Consider the following 19,354-nt stretch of genomic DNA (forward strand, 5'->3'; position numbering starts at 1 on the left):
TCTATGGGGCTTGGATAAGTTTTTTAATTACTTGTGGCTTTACCTCCAAAATAGTGCCGTGCTTGTGTCCTTCTGGAATTGAGATTTGAGGAGATGCATTGGTAAAAGACTTAAAATCAGTGGTTTTAATGGCGTCGTAACATTTGTCTTGATAAGTGTCAAAATAAATCAGCCACTCTTTTCCCACTTTAGTGACCGAGGGACCTTCCGTAAATTTTTTGGTAAAAGGAGTCGAAACATTTTCAAAAGGACCTAGGGGTGTTTTGCCAAAAGCAACTTTAAGATTTCGTTCAGGACGAGTGTTGTCTTTTAGCACAAGTACGTAGTCATTTTTCTGACGTTTTACTATCACGGCATCAATCACACTGAAGGCCGGGTCAAAAAAGAGCTTGGTAGGCGAAAAAGTCTTGAAATCTTTGGTAGTGGTATAATACATTCGGTGGTTATTTTCTTCGTCTTCTACGCCTTTGGGAAAACGAAACGGAATCGTCGAGGCCCAGATAATGATGAATTGATCGGCCTCATCGTCATAAAATAGCTCAGGTGCCCATACATTGACGGTAGAAGGCTCGTGAGCCATGACAGGCAGGAGCTGTTGGTCTGACCAATGAACCAAATCTTTGGAATAGGCATAGCCAAACCCCTTGTCGCCTTTCCAACTCGTAGTCCATACCAAATGAAATGTCCCGTCTTTGCCTTGTGCCATCGAAGGGTCGCGCATTACTTTTTGATTACCGATTTGGGGTGCCAAAAAAGTCTTTTTTAGGTCGTTCCAATGATAGCCGTCGTAGCTATAAAGCAGCCGCAGACCTTCGTTGGCGGGTTCGTGAAAAGAAGTAAAAATCCAAGCTTTTTTTTGACAAGAACTTAGTAGTAAAGTAGAAAGTAAAACGAGTAGCCACTGTTTCATAGAAGGTGGGATTTTAAAAATCAAGGGTTTGTTTTTTTGAGCCAAACTACCTGTGGGGTTGTGGAAGTGGTTTGGATTTTTACCATTTCTCCACCCCTAATCATTTGTTCTTGAAGGATAGATTGGCCCGTTTTAGGGTTTATAAAATATACCAAGAAGGAATTTTTAGTAGTGCGCAGGTCTATTTGAATTTCGTCAGAAATCTCATTGTAAACTACAAATCCAACTTCAGGATTACCAAGTGTCCACTGATGAGGGTATAAGGAGACCAAAGGTGTCATAAGTGCGACGTCTTTGGCAAAATGAGCATCATTAATCATCGGAATACTGGCTAGCGAACCACCCGCCATCAAAACTGCCCAGCCTAGGGTATCGAAACTATCTGCTGAATAGATGACTGCTTTTTGGGGGTATTTTTGGCGGTACTCATTTACGGCGCGGTATACTTGGTCAAAAGAGCTGCGTTTTGGGGGAGTAAGGCGGGCGTGTTGGCGAGGGGCAAGGTTTTGGCCACCTGCGGGGGCATAGAGGCTTCCATTGGCCTGATAATGCCAATATCGAATGTCTATCACATCCACGACGGCAGCGCGTGGGCCATCGCTCAAAATCGCATCTTGCACATCTTTGGTGGTACTAAGGGCAATCCAGACATTTTTTTTCTTCTCTTGTTCCCATTCTTTGATGACATCTAGCCAAAACTGAACAAAAGACAATGACCCTGTAAACTCAGCACTGATAGCATGAATGACTCCTGCTTGGGATGCGAAGTTGTCGAGACACTGACGAATGTAAGCGCGGTGTAATTTTTTGCGCACGGGGTGCGAAACATCATAAAACTGCTCGGCCATAAAAATACGCTTGTCGCCCGCATAGGGTACAGGTTCGGGAAAACCGGTTTGGTTGATATTGTTGGCGGGTCGCCACGGGAAATCCGCATAATGTGCGCCTGCCTCGATGATATTGTGTTGGAAATAATGTTGATGGAGCAGTACCAAGTTTTTTTGGTCGGCCAAGGTTGCAAATTCTTTTAGCCTACTCCAATACCATTTGTTGTATTTGGTCAAATCATATTTGCTAAGGCCGTCCCAAGCGGTTTCGTGGCCACTACGTGCAAAGGGTAATTCGTAAAAAGGAGCCCAAACGTCTCCATCCATGCGTCGGATACGCTCGTGGTCGTCGCGGCGACGGTCGTACCATAGACCATAGTTGTGATCCAACGTGACGATATTGTTGGTTTTCATCCAGTTGCTTACTTCTTCCAAATCATCCGTAAGGCCATTTCCAGTCATTCGGGGTACAAAACGCGTAATGTGTGGCTTGGCATTGGCTAGGCCATAAGGCCGTGCGCTGCCATTCCACCACGAAACCTCATGCTTTTTGCCCGTAAGAAGGGCTTGGTTTCGGGTCAACCAACCATTTTGTATTTGTAAAATAGACGACAGCGGCGACGCCACAGGGGACTTTAGGCCGATTTCGTCGATGGTTTTGGCGTTTGAGTGTATCGTTAAAGCTTGTCTTTCAGATGCTTTTTGGATGAATTCGGGCAAACTGAGAGCAGGCACTTGGGCCGATTGGGTAAGGGCAGCGGCTACTTCTACTTTGGGACTACTAGAAGCTTCGGTAGGAGTAGGCATCAAAATCGTACGGGAAGAGATAGCTGCGCCTAGTCGGTCTTGGAGCTGGGCGTAGTACAGACTACGGGGTTTGATATGCTCGTTTGACATATTCCAGTAGCCATCGCCTGCAAACTGCGCCCACGTTCCGAAAGCCCAGTTTTGAGCCGTGGGTGGGCTATAACATTCTACTTTGGCGGCGGTACATTGCCAAAAAATGCTGTTGGCCGCCGTCCAGCCTGCCCCTTGGCCGTCTTGCCCAAGATTGCTAAAACGTAGGGCATGACCGTCTATATTTACAATATCAAAAAGTACACCTGACGCCCAGCTATCAATCGTACCACTAAAACTGTGTGGTAAATGAGACTCGCACTGAACGAAAGCATTGGGGCCTGCGGCACAGTAGCCTACCGCAAAATCATGATAGCCATTTTCGGCATAGAGGCGCTGAAACAGGCATTGTTGGCCTTGGGTAAAAAAAGTATAACGACGCTCGCCACCGATTTCAGAAACAGGAGCTAACGCTTGGCAATCTTCTACCGTGATACGGCGGGCATTGGCCAATACGCTGACAGCAGAGCCAGCAAAATGCTTAAAAACGATACGGCGCGCCCACGCATCTTGCACATTTTCAAACGAAATACCTACCCAACGATGGTCTTCATCTTTGGGTAGGGTTTTGTCAAAAGTTGAAACAAGGCTGAGGTTTTCGATTCCTACCTGAGCGATGTTAGACTTTTCGATAATTGGGATTACGGAACCACCTCCAAAAGTCGTGTCTAAAGCAGTCGTGAGGGGAGCATCAAGGGTGATTTCGTTGTCGGAGATACTCACAATGGTTCGGTCCCAGAAAATATCGCGCTGATTGGGTTTCCAACCCAAGGCCGTTACGCCACCGCCAAAATGATCGGTACGGAGGCGTTGAATCCATTCTTTGGTAGAAGGGCGGTGTATCTGGACGGCTCCTCCCACTTTCAACTGTGCTGTACTTTCTACTTTGAAAGTCTGTGCATTTACAGGTATGTAGGGGGTGGTGATGCGGATTTTGGCTTTACTTGTTGAAGAAGTTTTTCCAGAAATTCTAACCAAATGCGCACGAGATGTACCCGTACCGACAATGATGGTTTCATTGGTTCCACTCCCTCTTAACACCACCCCAGAAGTATGCAAAAGCAGCTGCCCAGAAACTTCAAAAACGCCTTTGTCCAACAATACCGTCCCGCGAAAACCATTTGCATCAAGTGGTAAGGTAGATACATAGTCAATGGCCGATTGAATACGATGGGTGGCATCGCCTTTTTGTGATTTTACTAAGACTTGAATCGCTACATCGGGAATTGCCGCTGTACCTGCTTGGTAGCCGCAATACGAAAAATCGGGTATCCGATTGCCCAACGAATCGGGGGTATAGGCCAAAGTCCCTTGCTCAGTTTGATATACAGGGGGCTGTTTTTTAGGAGGTTTCTGAGCCAAGTTTTTAGAACCAAAACTCAGAAATACGCCTAAGAACAAGAATAAGGTTTTATGAATATCGGCAACTAACAAAATACTTGTATGATTTAAGGACTAAAACATTATTAATCGTTAGTGGTGGTTTTAATCCAATTTCATATTGGATCGATGATTAAGTGCTTATACATAGTTAATAGTTATCTGCAAGGGCTTCAGCCCTTAATTTTAACCAATATGCTTGAAAAATTCAGGGCTGAAGCCCTTGTGATTTTTTCCTTTTTTAGCCTCAGCCTAAAGGCGTGGGGTTAGAATATCGTATTTAAGTGGGTGAAACGAGACGGGTCTCTTTCCTGCTAGGGTTTTACTTCTTTCACTGGCACAACGCTGTTGAGATACTCCTCGATGTTGGTATAGCCGTCTTTGTTTTTGTCCAAACTTGCATCGGCAGGATTGCGAGGGTCGAGGCCATTTTTGGTTTCCCAGACGTCGGGCATACCGTCGTTGTCGGAGTCTTTGTAAGGAGTACCTTTATATTCGGGATAGCCTCCTACTTGAGCAATATCGGTAATAATTCCCTGTTTGTAGGAATCAATGGGTAAACGACGATGCTTAAACTGTGTTTCGGGGAGTTTTACATCATCGCGATACATGATTTTTCCAGTACGTACTTGTTCTACTACTCGCATATCCACCGCGTCTCTTTTGGGGAGAGTGGCTCCTGCATGGGCCAGTACATAATCGTGGGCTTTTTGAGTAGGCAAAATCGTCATTTCGGGCATTGGAAGTGGCTGATTTACTTTGATATCGGCGGTATATTTGTCCGCATTTTTGAAATTTTCAACTTGTACACCACCGTTCCAATTGTCTTTGGTGACAGTCTCATTTCCTTCTACTACATTGCCTACGACGTAGGCTCTGCCAAAAGTAAGATAGCCTAATTTGCTTCTGCCCGACTCTGGTTTTAAGATACGATAGCCGATAGGAGAGTCTTTGGGAGTAAGCGGGCCGGGTTTGAAATAGTTATTGACAATATTGTACATAGCCCGATAATCCCCACCATCTACGGAGCGGTGTACCCAATTGAAAACGACATTGTTGACAAAATTAAAGACCCCATACCAGCCAATAGAAGGATTTCGGCCAGCATTGTCGGCCCATAGATTGCGCATAAAACTACAGTTTTCGCCGCCAAGTGTACTTCCAAAGGCGTGGTTCCAGGTATCAAGTGCTTCCGAAAAAATAGAGTTTTGGATGGTAATATTGACGGTGGGGAGTTTTTGCTCAATCGCTCCTGTGCTGTCGTTGTACATATGTCGGTACATCGACATATTTTCGTCTAGTCCCCAACTCGCCGAAACGTGGTCGATGATGATGTTTCCGATGGGGTTGCCACCGATAGAATCGTCACGGCGGCCTACGTTGGTTTCGCCCCTTCTAAAACGCATATAACGAATCACTACATCGTGGGTATTGATCCAGACAGATTCGCCTGCCACGCAAACACCATCTCCGGGGGCGGTTTGACCCGCTATGGTGATATAAGGTGCCCGAATGATAAGCGGAGATTTGAGGCGGATAATACCCGCTACATTGAACACCACAGTACGAGCACCGCCTTGTTCGCAAGCTTCGCGGAGCGTACCCGGACCGCTGTCGGCCAGACTACTTACCACATACACTTTTCCGCCACGCCCTCCAAAAGAGAAAGCACCGCCGCCCTCTGCTCCCGGAAAAGCAGGAATAGAAGCCTGCGGTAAGTCTACCGGTCGCCCTGCCCAAGGGATGTAAGGTTTGCCTTCGCGCGCTTCTTTTTGAATAATAGGTAGTGCTTTTTGCCAAGCAATATTTGATTGATGATAGGCTTCTTTGAGCATGTCATCGCTGGCTTTTTGGACGTCCTGAGGTACTTGGGGGTACTGAGCCCATGCCGGAAGCGACAGGAGGCTTACAACTATCAGTGGTGTGAGAAAGTGTTTTTTCATGTTTTATTAAGTTCAAAATTTAACCTTTCCTTGTTTCAATCAAGCAACAAGGAAAGGTTGGAGATTTATTGCAAAGGGTCAAATCCGCCTCCCCAAGTATTGTTTTGGATGAGTTTGGGGTTATTGTCTAGTGCTGATTGGGGAATCGCAAAAAAGTAATATTCGGGTTTCCACTTGATAGCGTACTTGGTGTCTAATTGTTTGGTGACAATCGTAAAGTATTTAGAATAAGCAAGATCCAAATCCACATTGTCGCGAGTGGTGGCAAAATCCGCCGGTACGCCTGTCGTGTTGAGATTTATGGTTACGCCTGTTCTACGTTTTCCATTCAAGGTTTTTTCGATGAGTTTCCAACGGCGTAAATCCCAAAAGCGTTTGCCTTCAAATGCAAATTCGATTTGACGTTCAAACAGAATAGCCTCAAACATTTCGTCACGACTCATATTGGCTTTGAGTCCATACATACCGTCGGAGCCTGCTTCAATCCCTGCCCGCTTGCGAATGGCTTTGAGCTGTGTATAGGCTTCGTCGAGGTTGTTGATACCGCAAGCACTTTCGGCGAGGTTGAGTAGTACTTCGGCAAAACGGATTTCAATCCAGTCGGTTCCCGAAAACTGCACATCACTTACTCCTACGGTAGGGTTGATGGCTTTGCGCGTATAAAAACCCGTATTGGACGCGCGCGCTTCTACGGTTTTGTTGTTTACAAAATAAGTCCAAACCTTGAAAGACGTGTTGCCATTCAAAGGCCAATTGGCACCGTTGTAAGCGATAGTTTTATCAAAACGCGGGTCACGATTTTTGTAAAACAATTGGTCTGTATAAGGGTATTTGGTCGATTCTCCTATTTTTTTGCCGTCTTTCATCGGAAAAGCCTTTACCATTTCCCATGATGGCTGATTGGAGCCGCCGCCCGTACCCGTATAAGAAGGGCGAGTGCTATTGTCGTACCCATTATTTTTTCTGACTTGGTCGCCCGTAGAAGTATTGAATCCTGTCAAGAAAACAGCTTCGGGATTGTTGACTTCCTGAAACCATAGTTGGTCAAAAGACGCATGAAGGCCGTAGCCGCTTGCGACCAATAAATCGTAGGCTTGCTTGTTGGCGGTGTAGGCGGCTTGCCATTTGGCAGCATCACCCGACGGGTTGAACTGAGGACTAGCTGCAAAGAGTAGCACGCGACCTTTGAGTGCGGCGGCAGCGCCTTTGGTAATACGCCCCCAATCAGAACTGCCCCATTTGCCCGGCAAAAACAAAATGGCCGAATCAAGGTCGCTGACGATTTGCTTATAACTTTCGGTGGTGGTATTGCGGGGCAAAAATGCAAGGTCTCGGGCTTCTACTCCTACGGCTTGGAGTGGTTTTGTGACCAAAGGCACTCCACCATACAAACGCACCAAATCAAAATAACGCCAAGCTCTGAAGAAAAGGGCTTGGGCATTCAAACGGTTTTTGGTGGCTTGGGCGATAGGCCCACTGTTGACATCGTTGATAAACATGTTGATAACTCGAATTTTTCCGTAGTTGTTGGTGGCGTTGAGGGCGGTTCCGAAGTCGGTCACGTCGTTTACTACCAAAGTCCCTTCAAAAAACTTGCTTTCGCCAAAAGACTCATCCGACAAGTCGGGGCGAGTGCCCCAAGTGCCTCCCCAGTTGGGAAGGTTTTGGTCGTAGATATAGTCGAGGTTCATACGAGCCAAAATCGAATCTTTGAAAATGAGATTGCCGTTGACCGAGCCTAAGTCGGTTTTGTCGAGTACTTTTTCGCAGCTAGCTAATCCCAGCAAAGCCAGTATGCAGAGGGTGAAAATATGACTCAGTTTCATGATTTAGGTGCTTATGCACAGTTATTTGTGATGGTTTTATCTGTCAATCGGGTTGACATCAGATTTCAAATTGTTGGATTCAACGGTTGGTTACAGACCTAAATTAAGACCCAATGAAAACGAGCGAAGCGTAGGATATGCATCATAGCTTCCTGAGTAGGTTTTGTAACTGTAGGGGTTATAAAAGTTGAAAGGATTGACGGCTACCAAATAAACTTTTAGGTTGTTGAGTCCCAGTTTTTTAGAAGCTTGGGCGGGTAGATTATAAGAAACATTGAAATTTCGCATCCCTGCCGATAGCGCATTGACAAACCAAAACTCTGAGACTACATTGTAAGCATCACGATAGTAAGGACTAGGGTAAGCAGCTTGGGTGTTTTGAGGAGTCCAGTGGTCGGCCCAGAATTGAGGGCGATTGGCGGTCAGGGTAGCTTGCGAACGGGCGCTTGATTCAATCACGGCTTGTCCGCCAAAGGAAGCTCCCATTACGGCCGAAACCGTGAGGTTTTTGTAAGTAGTGCTTACATTAAATCCTAACCCATAATGATTGTTGGCTTTTTTGGTCAGAAAATCTAAATCAGCATCGGTGATTTTTCCGTCAGGGGCGGTGTATTGACCAGAAGCGTCTTTGGGTCCTCTGATGTCTTGGTAATAAAGCATGCCGGGCTTAGGGGCCGCCCCGAAAATGGTGTAATTGGGGTTTTTCTCCAACCAGCTATCGACGTCTTGCTGGGTACGAAACATCCCCAAATACCGATAGCCTTGTACGCCCATGTCGGTAGATTTTCCGATAGGGTCTTCATAAGTACCAAGTTTGCCTTTGTCCACATCAACTATCAATTGCTTGTTGTCGTTCCACGACAAGAAAGTATTGATTTTGTAAGACCAATCGCTGGTGATTTTGTTGGACCAACCCAATGAGATTTCATACCCAAAACCATCTACCGAAGCGTAGTTTTCGGAAGGAAGTGTGGCACCTACTAACAGAGGTACGGAAGATGTAAGAGCCGTGAGCATATTGTAGCGATGGTCATAAAACGCATCAAAGCCAAAGGAAAGGCGATTTTTGAGGAATTGGGCATCTATCCCAAAGTTATATTTGGTGTTGTTGTCCCAGCGGGCCTGACGGTTTGACATGGCATTGTTGGGAGAGACAATCAAAGGACGGTCGGCGTTTCCTCCAAATACGGCTCCTTTACCGGTTTGGATAGAGTAGCTAGTGAGCCAGTTGTAAGCTTTGGTGGCGTCTCCTCCCATAAAGCCCAATGAGCCACGGAATTTGAGGAAATCCACAAAAGAGACATTGTTTTTGAAGAATTGTTCATCCGAAATCACCCAACCCGCAGAGATAGAAGGGAAAAATCCCCAGCGATATTCGGGGGCGAAGTTGGTAGAAGCGTCATAACGAGCGGCTATTTCGACCAAGTACTTGTTGGCAAAATTGTAATTGATACGACCTGCATAAGACAGGTTTCCTGATTCTGATTGTGTCTCATTGGCGGTTTGGGTACCAGTGGCGTAGCGCATATTGTCGAGGCCGCCGATGATTACGCCCTCAGCCATGGCCGCTACACTGTTGAAATTGGTTTCGGATTGCTCAAAAAAGGCAATCGCTGACACATGGTGTTTGCCAAACTGCCGGTCGTAGTTTAAGTAACCATTGAATTGATAGGTGTCGTTGTAGCTAGGATTGATACGGACGCGGTCGCCGTTGTTGAGCGTAACCGTTCTTAAAATATCGCCTCCATAAATGTGCTTGTTTTGGCCAAGCATCGAAAAGCTATATACATTGTATTTGGTACCGTACTGTTTACCAAAGCTATTATCGAGGGTTTTGGCAAACAATACCCGAGCTTTAAGCCCTTTGATAAAAGGTATTTCGTAATCTATATTGGCCGTGACGTTGAGACCAGTATTGCGGGTACGAGTATAATTGTCAGAGTTTTGTACTTCAAAAAAATGAAAAGCATCTACGGTATTGACATTACCTGCATTAGACAGAAGTACAGGTAAACCATTGACATAGGGTGGGTTGAATTGAGGAGTGTAAAGCAACGCTTTCATGTCGTTTTCGGGGTTTTCTCCACCTTGTTTGAGATAATACATCCGCTTGTCGTAAAGGTCACCACTTAACGAAAGTCCCGTTTTAAGTCCCTTTGCTACCGTAATATCAGTACTAGCGCGGAATGTCCATTTGTTGGCGTTGATGTTGTCGAAATTGGCATTTTGAGCATTGTAAGTAATACCCGCAAAATACGTAGCGCGGTCGTTGCCGCCGCTTACGTTGAGGGCATGACGCATCACGCTGGAGGGTTTCCAAGCGGTTTCGAGCCAATTGTAGTTGTTTTGTTTGAAATGCTCCAATTCATCTTGGGTATAAATGAGTGGGTCGGTGGCAGTTCTTCCTGCGGCAAAATTGAGGTTGTTGAGGTAAGTGGCGTGTTCAAAACCGTTCATCATTTTGGGCAGCATAGCGGCATCGGAGATTCCCAACGAACCACTATAGCTGAATTTAGGTGCTCCTACTTTGCCACGTTTGGTACTTACTACTACTACACCTTGATTAGATCTTGCGCCATAAATAGCCGCAGCGGCGTCTTTCAAGACCGAAATAGCTTCTACTTCGGAGGCATCAAGTAAGTTGAAATCCTCTTCGGTTCTGACTACATTGTCAATCACGTATAGTGGACGAAGAGTACCACCATCTTTTGACAAAATAATGGGATTGCGTACGGTAATTTGGGCGTTTTCGCCAGGGCGACTTGTTCCACCCGATACGCTGACGCCGGGCATTTGCCCCTGCAAAGCCGCCGAAAGGCTACCCACAGGAAGCTCTTGAATGGCTTTCATATCTACTGCTGCAACGGCTCCTGTAAGACTCACTTTTTTCTGGGTGCCGTATCCGACTACCACCACTTCGCTGATTGAAGCTACGTCGTCGTCAAGCGTGACGGCCACAAAGTTTTGCCCGTTGACGGCCACTTCGCGGCTTTGATAGCCTACCGAACTGATAACGAGCGTTTCGTTTCCTTGCGACAACGTAAGTTTAAAATTGCCTTCACTGTTGCTTACGGTTCCTAACTTGGTGCCTTTGATGATGATATTGGCGCCAGGAACGGGCTGAGAGGCCGCATCTTTGATATTACCAGTGATGGTTTTACCATTTTGGGCAAAAGACGACCCCCAAAGAAAAAGAATAACTACTATGGGAAAATAAGCTTTACTCAGCCTCTTGCCCCGAAATGAGAAGGTTAGTAAAAAGGAATTCATAGCATTTGTTTGGATTAGTGTAAACTGGTTTGAAAGCGGGTTATTTTTTTGCAGCTTGGGCTTCTTTGATACGTTTTTCCCATTCTTGGCTCTCTTTTTTCATGTCGATGCCTTGGGCAGATAGGTAATTGTTGATTTTCCCTTTGTATTTGCCAAACCAAGCATGTTTCTTCTCGGATGATTCGGCATCCATGGCGTGTTCGCGGGCTTCGGTAAGGTAGGATAGAATTTGTGCTTTTTGAACTTGGGTCAAATCTGGTAGCATTTCTTGGTAAGCACGGTAAGTTTTGGGCAATACGCCGTAGGTCATGCCATCTTTGATTTTTTCAATCTGAACCGACGAGAGTTCTTTGCTCAATTGGGCTAAATATTGGAGGTGTAATTGGCCCAATTGACGATTGGTTTCTGCCTCTAGTTCTTTTATTTTGTCAGGTTCAGAGATGCCTTTTTTGGCTGTTTTGTGCTGCTCATAAAGATGATTAAGGTCTTGATACTGTTGGGCTACGAGGGTGCTTACTCTTTTGAATTGGGTAGAGTCCGTAAGTGCGAGCGCTGCTACAATCTTGTCGGCACGTTGGGCAATGACTTGTTGATAATTGCGGTCTTCTGCTTGTGCAAGGGCGTTTGTGAGGCATACGAATACAGTAAGCCCAAAAAACAAAAATGTTTTCATCTTAGATTGAGTTTAAAAACAAGACACCTATTGACTTCCAAATAGTAATCTTTGGGTGTTTATGTTGGGTTATTTATTGTTTTTGTAATTGTCCATCAAACTCATAAATACTTCCTTTTTGCGTCGGGAATTTTAGCACATTGTCTCCGTAGCGAAGTTGACAAACATTACCAGCTAAGGATTTTATTTTGAGGGTTTTGAGGGCGGCTTTTTCCCAGCTAAAGTCTAGTTCAAAACCGCCCCTTGCTCTGATACCTTTGATGTTTCCTTGTGGCAAATCTCTGGGCAAGGCGGGTAGTAAATCAATAAATGAGGTATGACTTTGGAGGAGCATTTCGGTGATGCCTGCGGAGCCTCCAAAATTACCATCAATCTGAAATGGAGGGTGCGCATCAAAGAGATTTACATACGAACCCCCTGCTCCTGAAGCGGGTCTCAAGAGCATTTTGACCATTTGAAGGGCATGGTCTCCGTCTTTGAAACGTGCCCAAAAATTGATTTTCCACGCCAAACTCCAGCCGGTACCTTCGTCGCCACGATACACCAAAGACTGACGGGCGGCTTTGGTAAAGGCGGGGGTTTCGTCCCAATTTATTTCATTGCCCGGATGTACTCCCCACAAGTGTGATACGTGGCGATGCTTGTTGGTCGTGTCATCTTTGTCTTCGAGCCATTCTTGCAATTGCCCAAATTTTCCGATTTGATTAGGCGCAATTTGGGCATACTTGTTTTGGAGAAGAAGACTAAATTCGGCGTCTGTTTTTAGGATTTTGGCCGCTTCGATGCAGTTTTTAAACAACGAACGAATGATTTGATGGTCCATCGTAGGCCCTGCTACCAAGCCGCCATTTTCGGGAGAATTGGAAGGAGTACTTATCAACCAGCCCGTTTTGGGGTCTTTTACCAGAAAATCCACAAAAAACAAGGCGGCTTCTTTCATAATGGGATAGGCTGTTTTTTGTAAAAAAGCTTGATTTTGAGTAAACAAATAATGCTCCCAAAGGTGCAAGCACAACCAGCCGGCACCCGTGACCCAGATACCATGATTGGAGGCGTTGATAGGGGTAGTATTTCGCCAGAGGTCGGTGTTGTGATGCAATACCCACCCTCGTGATTGATAGTATTTTTGGGCGGTTTCTTTACCCGTTTGGGCAAGTTCCTCAATCATCTTTAGCAAAGGACTATGGAGCGGGGAGAGGTTGAGCACTTCTGCTCCCCAATAGTTCATTTCGGCGTTGATATTGGTGGTATACTTACTTCCCCACGGAGGAGCCAAGAGGTCGTTCCAGATACCTTGCAAATTGGCAGGTCGGGTGTTGGGTCGTGAGCTAGAAATCAATAAATAGCGGCCATATTGTACATACAAGGCCATCAGTGATGGGTCTAAAACGGTACCAAATTGTCCCAAACGTTGGTCAGTGGGAAGCGCTTCTGCAGGGCCTGTCCCTAAATCAATACCAAAAGTCTGATAGTAAGATTGATATTCCTTTAGGTGCGCCTTACGGATATGGTCATACGTCGAAGCTTGAAGAGCGGTCAAAGTGGTTTTGCAGAGAGCATCGGGGAGGGCCGAAACATCGCGATAGTTGACATAGTTGGTGGCGGCAGCTAGGTACAGGGTAGCGTTGTCGGCGTCAGTGATTTTGATACGATTATTTTCGGTCTCGACTTTACCATTAGTGGTTTCTATCCTCAGATAGCTTGTACCTTTCAAAGCTCCGTGTTTGACCTGGACTGCGAGTGAAAGCGTATGAGCATCGAGCCGTGTCAGAGTGGTGTTTTGGTGGGGACTGCTCAAGATAGCTTCAAAACTGATACTTGCTTTTTGGGTAGCTTCGAGTCTTACGACCAGTACTTGGTGAGGTTGGCTCACAAAGTAAGTGCGAGTGAAGTCAACGCCGTTGGCTTTAAAAGAAGTTTGACAAAGGGCATTGGCGAGATTCAACTCACGGCGATAGTGGGTAGCATTATTTACATTTTCGAAATGAAGTTCCAAATCGCCAAAAGGTTGATAATCGGCCTGATAGCGCGCCACAGCGGGTGGGTTACTGTCTTGGATTTTGTATTTCCAAGGTCTATTCAAAGAAATCAGAAGGTCGGGCTGAGTCGCAGGATAAATACCAATAGCGCGAGCGGTGTCTTTGTATCCAGCAATTCCACCTTTATCAAAAAAATTGATGACCTGAACCGCAATTGTATTGGAACCTACTTTGACCAACTCCGCCGGGATGCGGTATTTTCTGGGGTCGAGGCTACGAGTGTTTCCAATCAATTTTCCGTTAAAATAAGTCATATCATAATCGCGAATGCGGTTGAGGTCTACGATTAAATCTTTACCAGCCCAAGAGGCGGGAATATCAACCGTAGTTCTGAACCATACCGCGCCGTCGAGCCCCTCAAATCCAATTGCCTCCCAACCTTCGTAGGAAGGTACGGGCATAGTAGGCCATGCTTGGTCGTCGTATTGGGGTAAGGCCGGATGAAGAGGGAAATCTTTCAACGCCAAAACCTCAGCTAGCCATTCGGTTTGGTCGCCTTCGGGGGTTTTTAGTCCCATAAAATGCGTTTCGGCCAATTGTTCGGCTTCTTTTTGTTTTCCTTCTGCCAAAAAGCTTCTGATTTTGGGTAAATATTCGAAGGCGTCGACTCGATTAGGATTGCGAGGGGCTCCCGTCCAGAGGGTTTCTTCATTGAATTGAATCCTGTCTTTTTCTATTCCTCCAAATACCATCGCACCTATTCGGCCATTGCCTATGGGTAGGGCCTCTGTCCATTTGTGGGCAGGGGCAGTGTACCATAGCTTGTACTCTTGCGAATAGGTCAACAACGGTAAAAGGAAAATATAGAAAAACAGTTTTCGCATATCCTTACGAATGTTGGAATATAGATTTAAGATAAGATGTATTGGCCCCAAAGTTTTTCTTTACATTGTGAGGCTCTTTGGCGTCGCGTGAGCGTTCAATCACCAGCCATCCCGTCCATTTCATTTCGTCTAAAGTTTGTTTTACTTTTTGAAGGTCGAGGCGCGTATTGTGCTCAAGCCACACGCCATCTTCGTCGGTACAATGAATCTGACAGATACGTTTTTTACCCAAGATTTTAAGTTCAGTGGCCAAATCACGGCCTGCTTTGAGGGGATTAGAGAAATTGAAATAAATTTGAATGTGTTTGGAACCTATTTCTTTGAGCAACGCTACTTCTCTCTGGGCATCGAGTGAGGTTTCAATTCCGATAATTACCCCTGCTTTTTGGGCCATTTTTCCCACAACTTTGAGCCTTTGTACAATGGCGGGGCGGAGTTCTGGATTTTTTACTAAATCACCCTGTACTCCTAGTGGCAAAAAAGCTATTTTGACATTCATGGCTTTCATGGTGTCGATACAGTCTTGTACCATACGCTCATAAGTAGGGCGAGTAGCAAAAGACTGCGCATAAAAACCCGTCATGGCCAAAGAGCAAATCTTCAGATTTAGCTCTTTGGCTTTGTTCAAAAATTGTTGCCTGATTTCTGGAATAGCAAGCTGATTATCAAATGTTTCTCGATTGCCTAGCCCCCCCATGTCTATCTCAAGGCCATCGGCACCAATGTCTTTGGTAAGTTGGAAAGCACCCAGTTTTTGGCGTTTCAAAATCATCAAATCTACCACCGCAATTTTATACCCACCTTCCTGTGAGGCACTTGCCCAGTAAGGGGCACTAACTATGGCCGTTGCCAACAAGCAGCTACGCTTGAGAAATTGGCGGCGATTTGTGATGAAGGAGGCTTCCATGCGGTAAAGAGAATTAATCTTTATTGTTTTCAGTAATTTCAGGAGCCTTATAGCCTTCTATTTCGGGCCATTTGCCATTTTGGATAGGAATAAGCTTCCATTTAGAAGGGTCAATTACAGCATGTTTGATGCGTTGACGACGCCATGTATAAATCACATGAATCATCCCATCAGAAGTCTGAATCACCGAAGGATAGGAGTATTGACTAATGGGTGAATCTTCTAAAATAACGGCTGCCGACCAGTTCTTTCCGTTGTTGGATACTGACAAGTTAAGGGGCGTGCGAGGGCCTTTTGCCAGGTCGCCGGGGGGCAATACGTGATTATAAACCAACACGTGACGGCCGTCACGCAAGGTGACGGCGTCGGTGCCTGAGTTGTTGTTTGGTAGGTTTGACGCTGCTAATGGAGACCAAGTTTCGCCATTGTCATAAGACCACGATTCCAGCACGGCGCGGTTACGACTGCGGGCCAAGATTTGAAGTTTGCCTTTGCCGTGGTCTAAGATGCTTGGTTGAATGGCGTTGGTTGTTTTTCCGTCGTTAATCGGGCCGATTTTGCGCCAAGTTTTGCCAAAATCAGATGTCACCTCAAAATGAATCTTCCAACCGTCGCCTTCGGTACTTGTAGGGCAAAATAGATTGCCGCTTGATAGCAAAACAGGCTTGTTTTTGATAGGGCCTAAATATCCTTCAGGCAGTGCTTGCGCTGCCGACCAAGTAATACCACCATCGGTAGAAGTTTTAAGCCATCCTTTCCAAGTAGAAGGACTGGGGCCGATTTTATAAAAAAGCATCAATGGGCCGCCGTTGGGAACTTGATATAATACGGGATTCCAACACGCATAGCGAAGTTTGTCGTTGACAATCCCATCGGCTACGTTTTGAGGTGCAGTCCACTTGCCATCTAGGCGGCGGCTTACCCAAATACATACATCAGGGTTGCGTTCTTTGGTGCCACCAAACCACGACGCCACTAGTCCCTTGGGGGTTTCGGCGATGGTAGAAGCGTGGCTTTCGGGAAAAGGAGCCGTTTCAAACAAAAACTCATCGACGATAACACCCGCCTGCCATTTTGATAATTGGGCGAATGTGTGCAGTGTCAACAAAGCCAAAGAGAAAGCCAATAGGCAGCGTTTTATGAATTGCATAGATAATTTTGGAGAACTTGGATAAACGTATTTTTAAAATATTTTAGATAAACGAAAAGAAAAATGTTAAAAACAAAAATAAATGAAATATTTAGCTTGCATTATCTTCAGGATATAAGATTATGAGCTTATTTTTTTCTGATTGTCTCTTTCGATTTCTTTCTATTTTTATTAAAAAACCTTTGTTTTTCGATTTTAGAGGGTTTTTTGTGATATTTTGAGAATTAAATGTGTGAAAGTTAATACAAGTATAATTTTTTCTCCGAAAATAACCCTCCTGTACTGTCTGCTTGGGCAGGCCTATGACAATGAATATGGGTGAAATCGAAAGTTAAATCTTTGTGTTTAATGATTTTGAAGTTGGAATAGGGTGTTAATTCTTTCTTTTTCTTTCGTTTTATTTAAAAAAGAAAAATGTAGGTGCTGTAAAAGTGTTTTTAAGAAAGTCTAGAGTTACGAAGGAAGAGAAACGGAAGGAATGTGTTAATTTTTACCCCATTTTTTCAACCAAACAGCATAGTCAGTAGACAACAACTTCGCAGGCCAACTGCCGTAATAGGCGTACCCTACACGGCGCTCATTTTCGATTTCAGCAAGGGAGGATTTGGGTATACTATTTCGACCTGTAAAAAAGGGTTTATTGGTTTTAAGGTCATAAAATCTAGCCCAAAGCGTAGAACTAGGGTCGGCAACCACAATACGGTCGCGGCCTTTGGGCTGGGTCGAATCCTGGATAGTATCCACTCTAATACCCACGATTTTAGATGCTTCGAGCCAGTTAACAGCCGCTTGGATGGCTTGTTTGATAAGAGGGGTGGGATTGTCGATACTCATCAAGAATTGTACGATTCCGACCGTTTCGTTACCACTCAAAGAAGGAAGCTCAAAAGCGCGAGCTTTGGCAGGAAGTAGAGTTTGGCGGTCGTGTTGAGCACACCAAGCGGTGAGCGTTCCGTTTTGGACAAATTGAGTTTTAAGAATACAGTCGATTCCCCTTGCCATGGCGACTTTGGCGAGGGGAATTAGAGAGGGTTCTATGACTTCAAAGTCATTTTTACCTTCTACGATATATTTCAAAATCCACATTACATCTATCATGGCATTGTCGTTGTAGGTAATGTGTTTGTGATAGCTACTAGTATCTGGATAAAATTGCCCCCAACCGCCAGCCGCATTTTGAGCCATGATAAGGTACTTAATGCCCCCTTCGGCTGCCTTGAGATAGTGGATATTTTGGGTCTTTTTGTAAGCTGTTACTAAGCTTTTAATCTCTCTGGTAGTCGCTTGGTCATCGATAGTCGCATCTAAGTTATTTTTTTCAGAAAGAAGTTTCTGCTTTAAATTCTCTTCAATGGCCTTATTGTAATTAATAGGGTCGCCATTTGGTTGAGGCCATCCGCCGTTGTTACGTTGATACAATAGCATTCGTTCGGCAACAGAATCACTAGCCATGTGCTGAATCCCCTGCGAAGGGTAAGCATAGCTTTTGGGGTTTATCCAAGAAGATAAGATAAAAAAAAACAAACCTCCAAGTTGGATAAAGAAGGAAGAAAAAACGACGGAATTTTTCATACTCAATAGGGAGAAAAGAAAAGCTTGCTAGGGGAAAAATTAGCGGAGTTGTGGGATCGGTACCGCATCCATATCCGTAAAATCTTTGTTTTCACCAGCCATCCCCCAAATAAACGAATAGCTACAAGTGCCGCATCCTGAGTGAATAGACCAAGGAGGCGAAATGATGGCTTGGTGATTGGCAACCCACAAATGACGCGTTTGGGTAGGCTCTCCCATCAGATGCAAAACGCCGTGATTTTCGGGAATATCAAAATAGCAATATACCTCCATGCGGCGGTCGTGAGTATGAGAAGGCATCGTATTCCAAACACTCCCTGGTTGAAGAACAGTGAGCCCCATCACCAACTGACAACTCTGAATACCTCCTAAGTGAATGTATTTGTAGATGGTGCGTTGATTGGAAGTCTCAAGTGCACCCAAATTGACGGGGGAAGCTTGCTCTTTGGTAAAAGTTTGATTGGGATAAGAATGATGCGCGGGGGCAGACAATAAAAAGAATCGGGCGGGGTTTGTGGGGTCTTCACTGGTAAAAGTGACCTCTTTTGTGCCTTTTCCGAGATAAACACACCCCAATTTTTCGAGGTTGAAGAGGGTGCCATCAGCGTTTATCGAGCCTTTACCTCCGACATTGATGATTCCTATTTCGCGACGTTCTAAGAAATACTCAGCTTTGAGAGCATCGTGGGTATCTAGGCTGACAGAGGTGGTAGTAGGCATAGCCCCTCCCGCCAATACACGGTCGTAATGAGTATAAACCCACTCAATTTTGTTGGAGACGAAAAGGCTTTCGATAAGAAAGTTTTCGCGTAGTTCTTCTGTATTCATTTGAGCCGTTTCTTTACGGCTGCTTTCGTGTCTGATTTGCATTATAGGTAGTTTTTAAAGATTAAGAGGCTGGTATAATGTGCTATAAAATCTCTGTCGACGGCCAAAATGGTGCTATATGCGTACACATTCTGGAGCTATTGCCGCAGTCTAGTACCAAAGTGGTTTTGTCAGTTAGATTAAAGATGTTCATTCAATACTAATTTTAATTTTTTTTAGAATATACAGTAAGACAATCTCTATTGTATAAATGATATTATAATCAAGTTTAGATAGGTTGTTTAGTACATAACAAATATTTTGTTGAA

Annotated in this window: 11 protein-coding genes; all 11 read right to left on the reverse strand. The window is 45.0% G+C overall.

What is annotated here, in order from left to right; translation table 11 throughout:
• Nucleotide 1 precedes the first annotated feature (1 nt).
• The gene (locus tag G563_RS0123795; RefSeq protein ID WP_028667538.1) at nucleotides 2–910 is read right to left on the reverse strand and encodes a glycoside hydrolase family 43 protein; all 909 of its coding nucleotides are present in this window, start codon (nucleotides 908–910) and stop codon (nucleotides 2–4) included.
• 20 nt (nucleotides 911–930) lie between these two features.
• The gene (locus G563_RS35680; protein ID WP_169579803.1) at nucleotides 931–3,996 is read right to left on the reverse strand and encodes a DUF6298 domain-containing protein; all 3,066 of its coding nucleotides are present in this window, start codon (nucleotides 3,994–3,996) and stop codon (nucleotides 931–933) included.
• Nucleotides 3,997–4,328: 332 nt separating this feature from the next.
• Entirely contained in the window at nucleotides 4,329–5,957 is a 1,629-nt protein-coding gene (locus tag G563_RS0123810) for a pectate lyase family protein (RefSeq protein WP_028667539.1), read from the reverse strand.
• A 65-nt stretch (nucleotides 5,958–6,022) separates the two neighbouring features.
• A complete protein-coding gene (locus G563_RS0123815; RefSeq protein ID WP_028667540.1) occupies nucleotides 6,023–7,783 on the reverse strand; it encodes a RagB/SusD family nutrient uptake outer membrane protein in 1,761 nt (586 codons plus the stop codon).
• A gap of 90 nt (nucleotides 7,784–7,873) precedes the next feature.
• Nucleotides 7,874–11,053, reverse strand: a complete 3,180-nt coding sequence (locus tag G563_RS0123820; protein ID WP_084650960.1) for a SusC/RagA family TonB-linked outer membrane protein — start codon at nucleotides 11,051–11,053, stop codon at nucleotides 7,874–7,876.
• A gap of 40 nt (nucleotides 11,054–11,093) precedes the next feature.
• Nucleotides 11,094–11,726, reverse strand: coding sequence for a DUF3826 domain-containing protein (locus G563_RS35685; protein WP_037327978.1), 633 nt, complete (start codon nucleotides 11,724–11,726; stop codon nucleotides 11,094–11,096).
• 73 nt (nucleotides 11,727–11,799) lie between these two features.
• On the reverse strand, nucleotides 11,800–14,589 hold the full coding sequence (locus tag G563_RS0123830; RefSeq protein ID WP_028667542.1) for a glycoside hydrolase family 95 protein: 2,790 nt from the start codon (nucleotides 14,587–14,589) through the stop codon (nucleotides 11,800–11,802).
• Nucleotides 14,590–14,593: 4 nt separating this feature from the next.
• Nucleotides 14,594–15,496, reverse strand: a complete 903-nt coding sequence (locus G563_RS0123835; RefSeq protein ID WP_028667543.1) for a sugar phosphate isomerase/epimerase family protein — start codon at nucleotides 15,494–15,496, stop codon at nucleotides 14,594–14,596.
• 13 nt (nucleotides 15,497–15,509) lie between these two features.
• A complete protein-coding gene (locus G563_RS35690; RefSeq protein ID WP_051211162.1) occupies nucleotides 15,510–16,646 on the reverse strand; it encodes a sialidase family protein in 1,137 nt (378 codons plus the stop codon).
• A 483-nt stretch (nucleotides 16,647–17,129) separates the two neighbouring features.
• On the reverse strand, nucleotides 17,130–18,218 hold the full coding sequence (gene pelA / locus G563_RS0123845) for a pectate lyase (protein ID WP_084650961.1): 1,089 nt from the start codon (nucleotides 18,216–18,218) through the stop codon (nucleotides 17,130–17,132).
• 39 nt (nucleotides 18,219–18,257) lie between these two features.
• Nucleotides 18,258–19,088, reverse strand: coding sequence for a 5-dehydro-4-deoxy-D-glucuronate isomerase (gene kduI, locus G563_RS0123850; protein ID WP_028667545.1), 831 nt, complete (start codon nucleotides 19,086–19,088; stop codon nucleotides 18,258–18,260).
• Nucleotides 19,089–19,354: the final 266 nt, after the last annotated feature.

Origin of the sequence: Runella zeae DSM 19591 (genome assembly GCF_000423565.1) — a bacterium.
Lineage (GTDB): Bacteria > Bacteroidota > Bacteroidia > Cytophagales > Spirosomataceae > Runella > Runella zeae.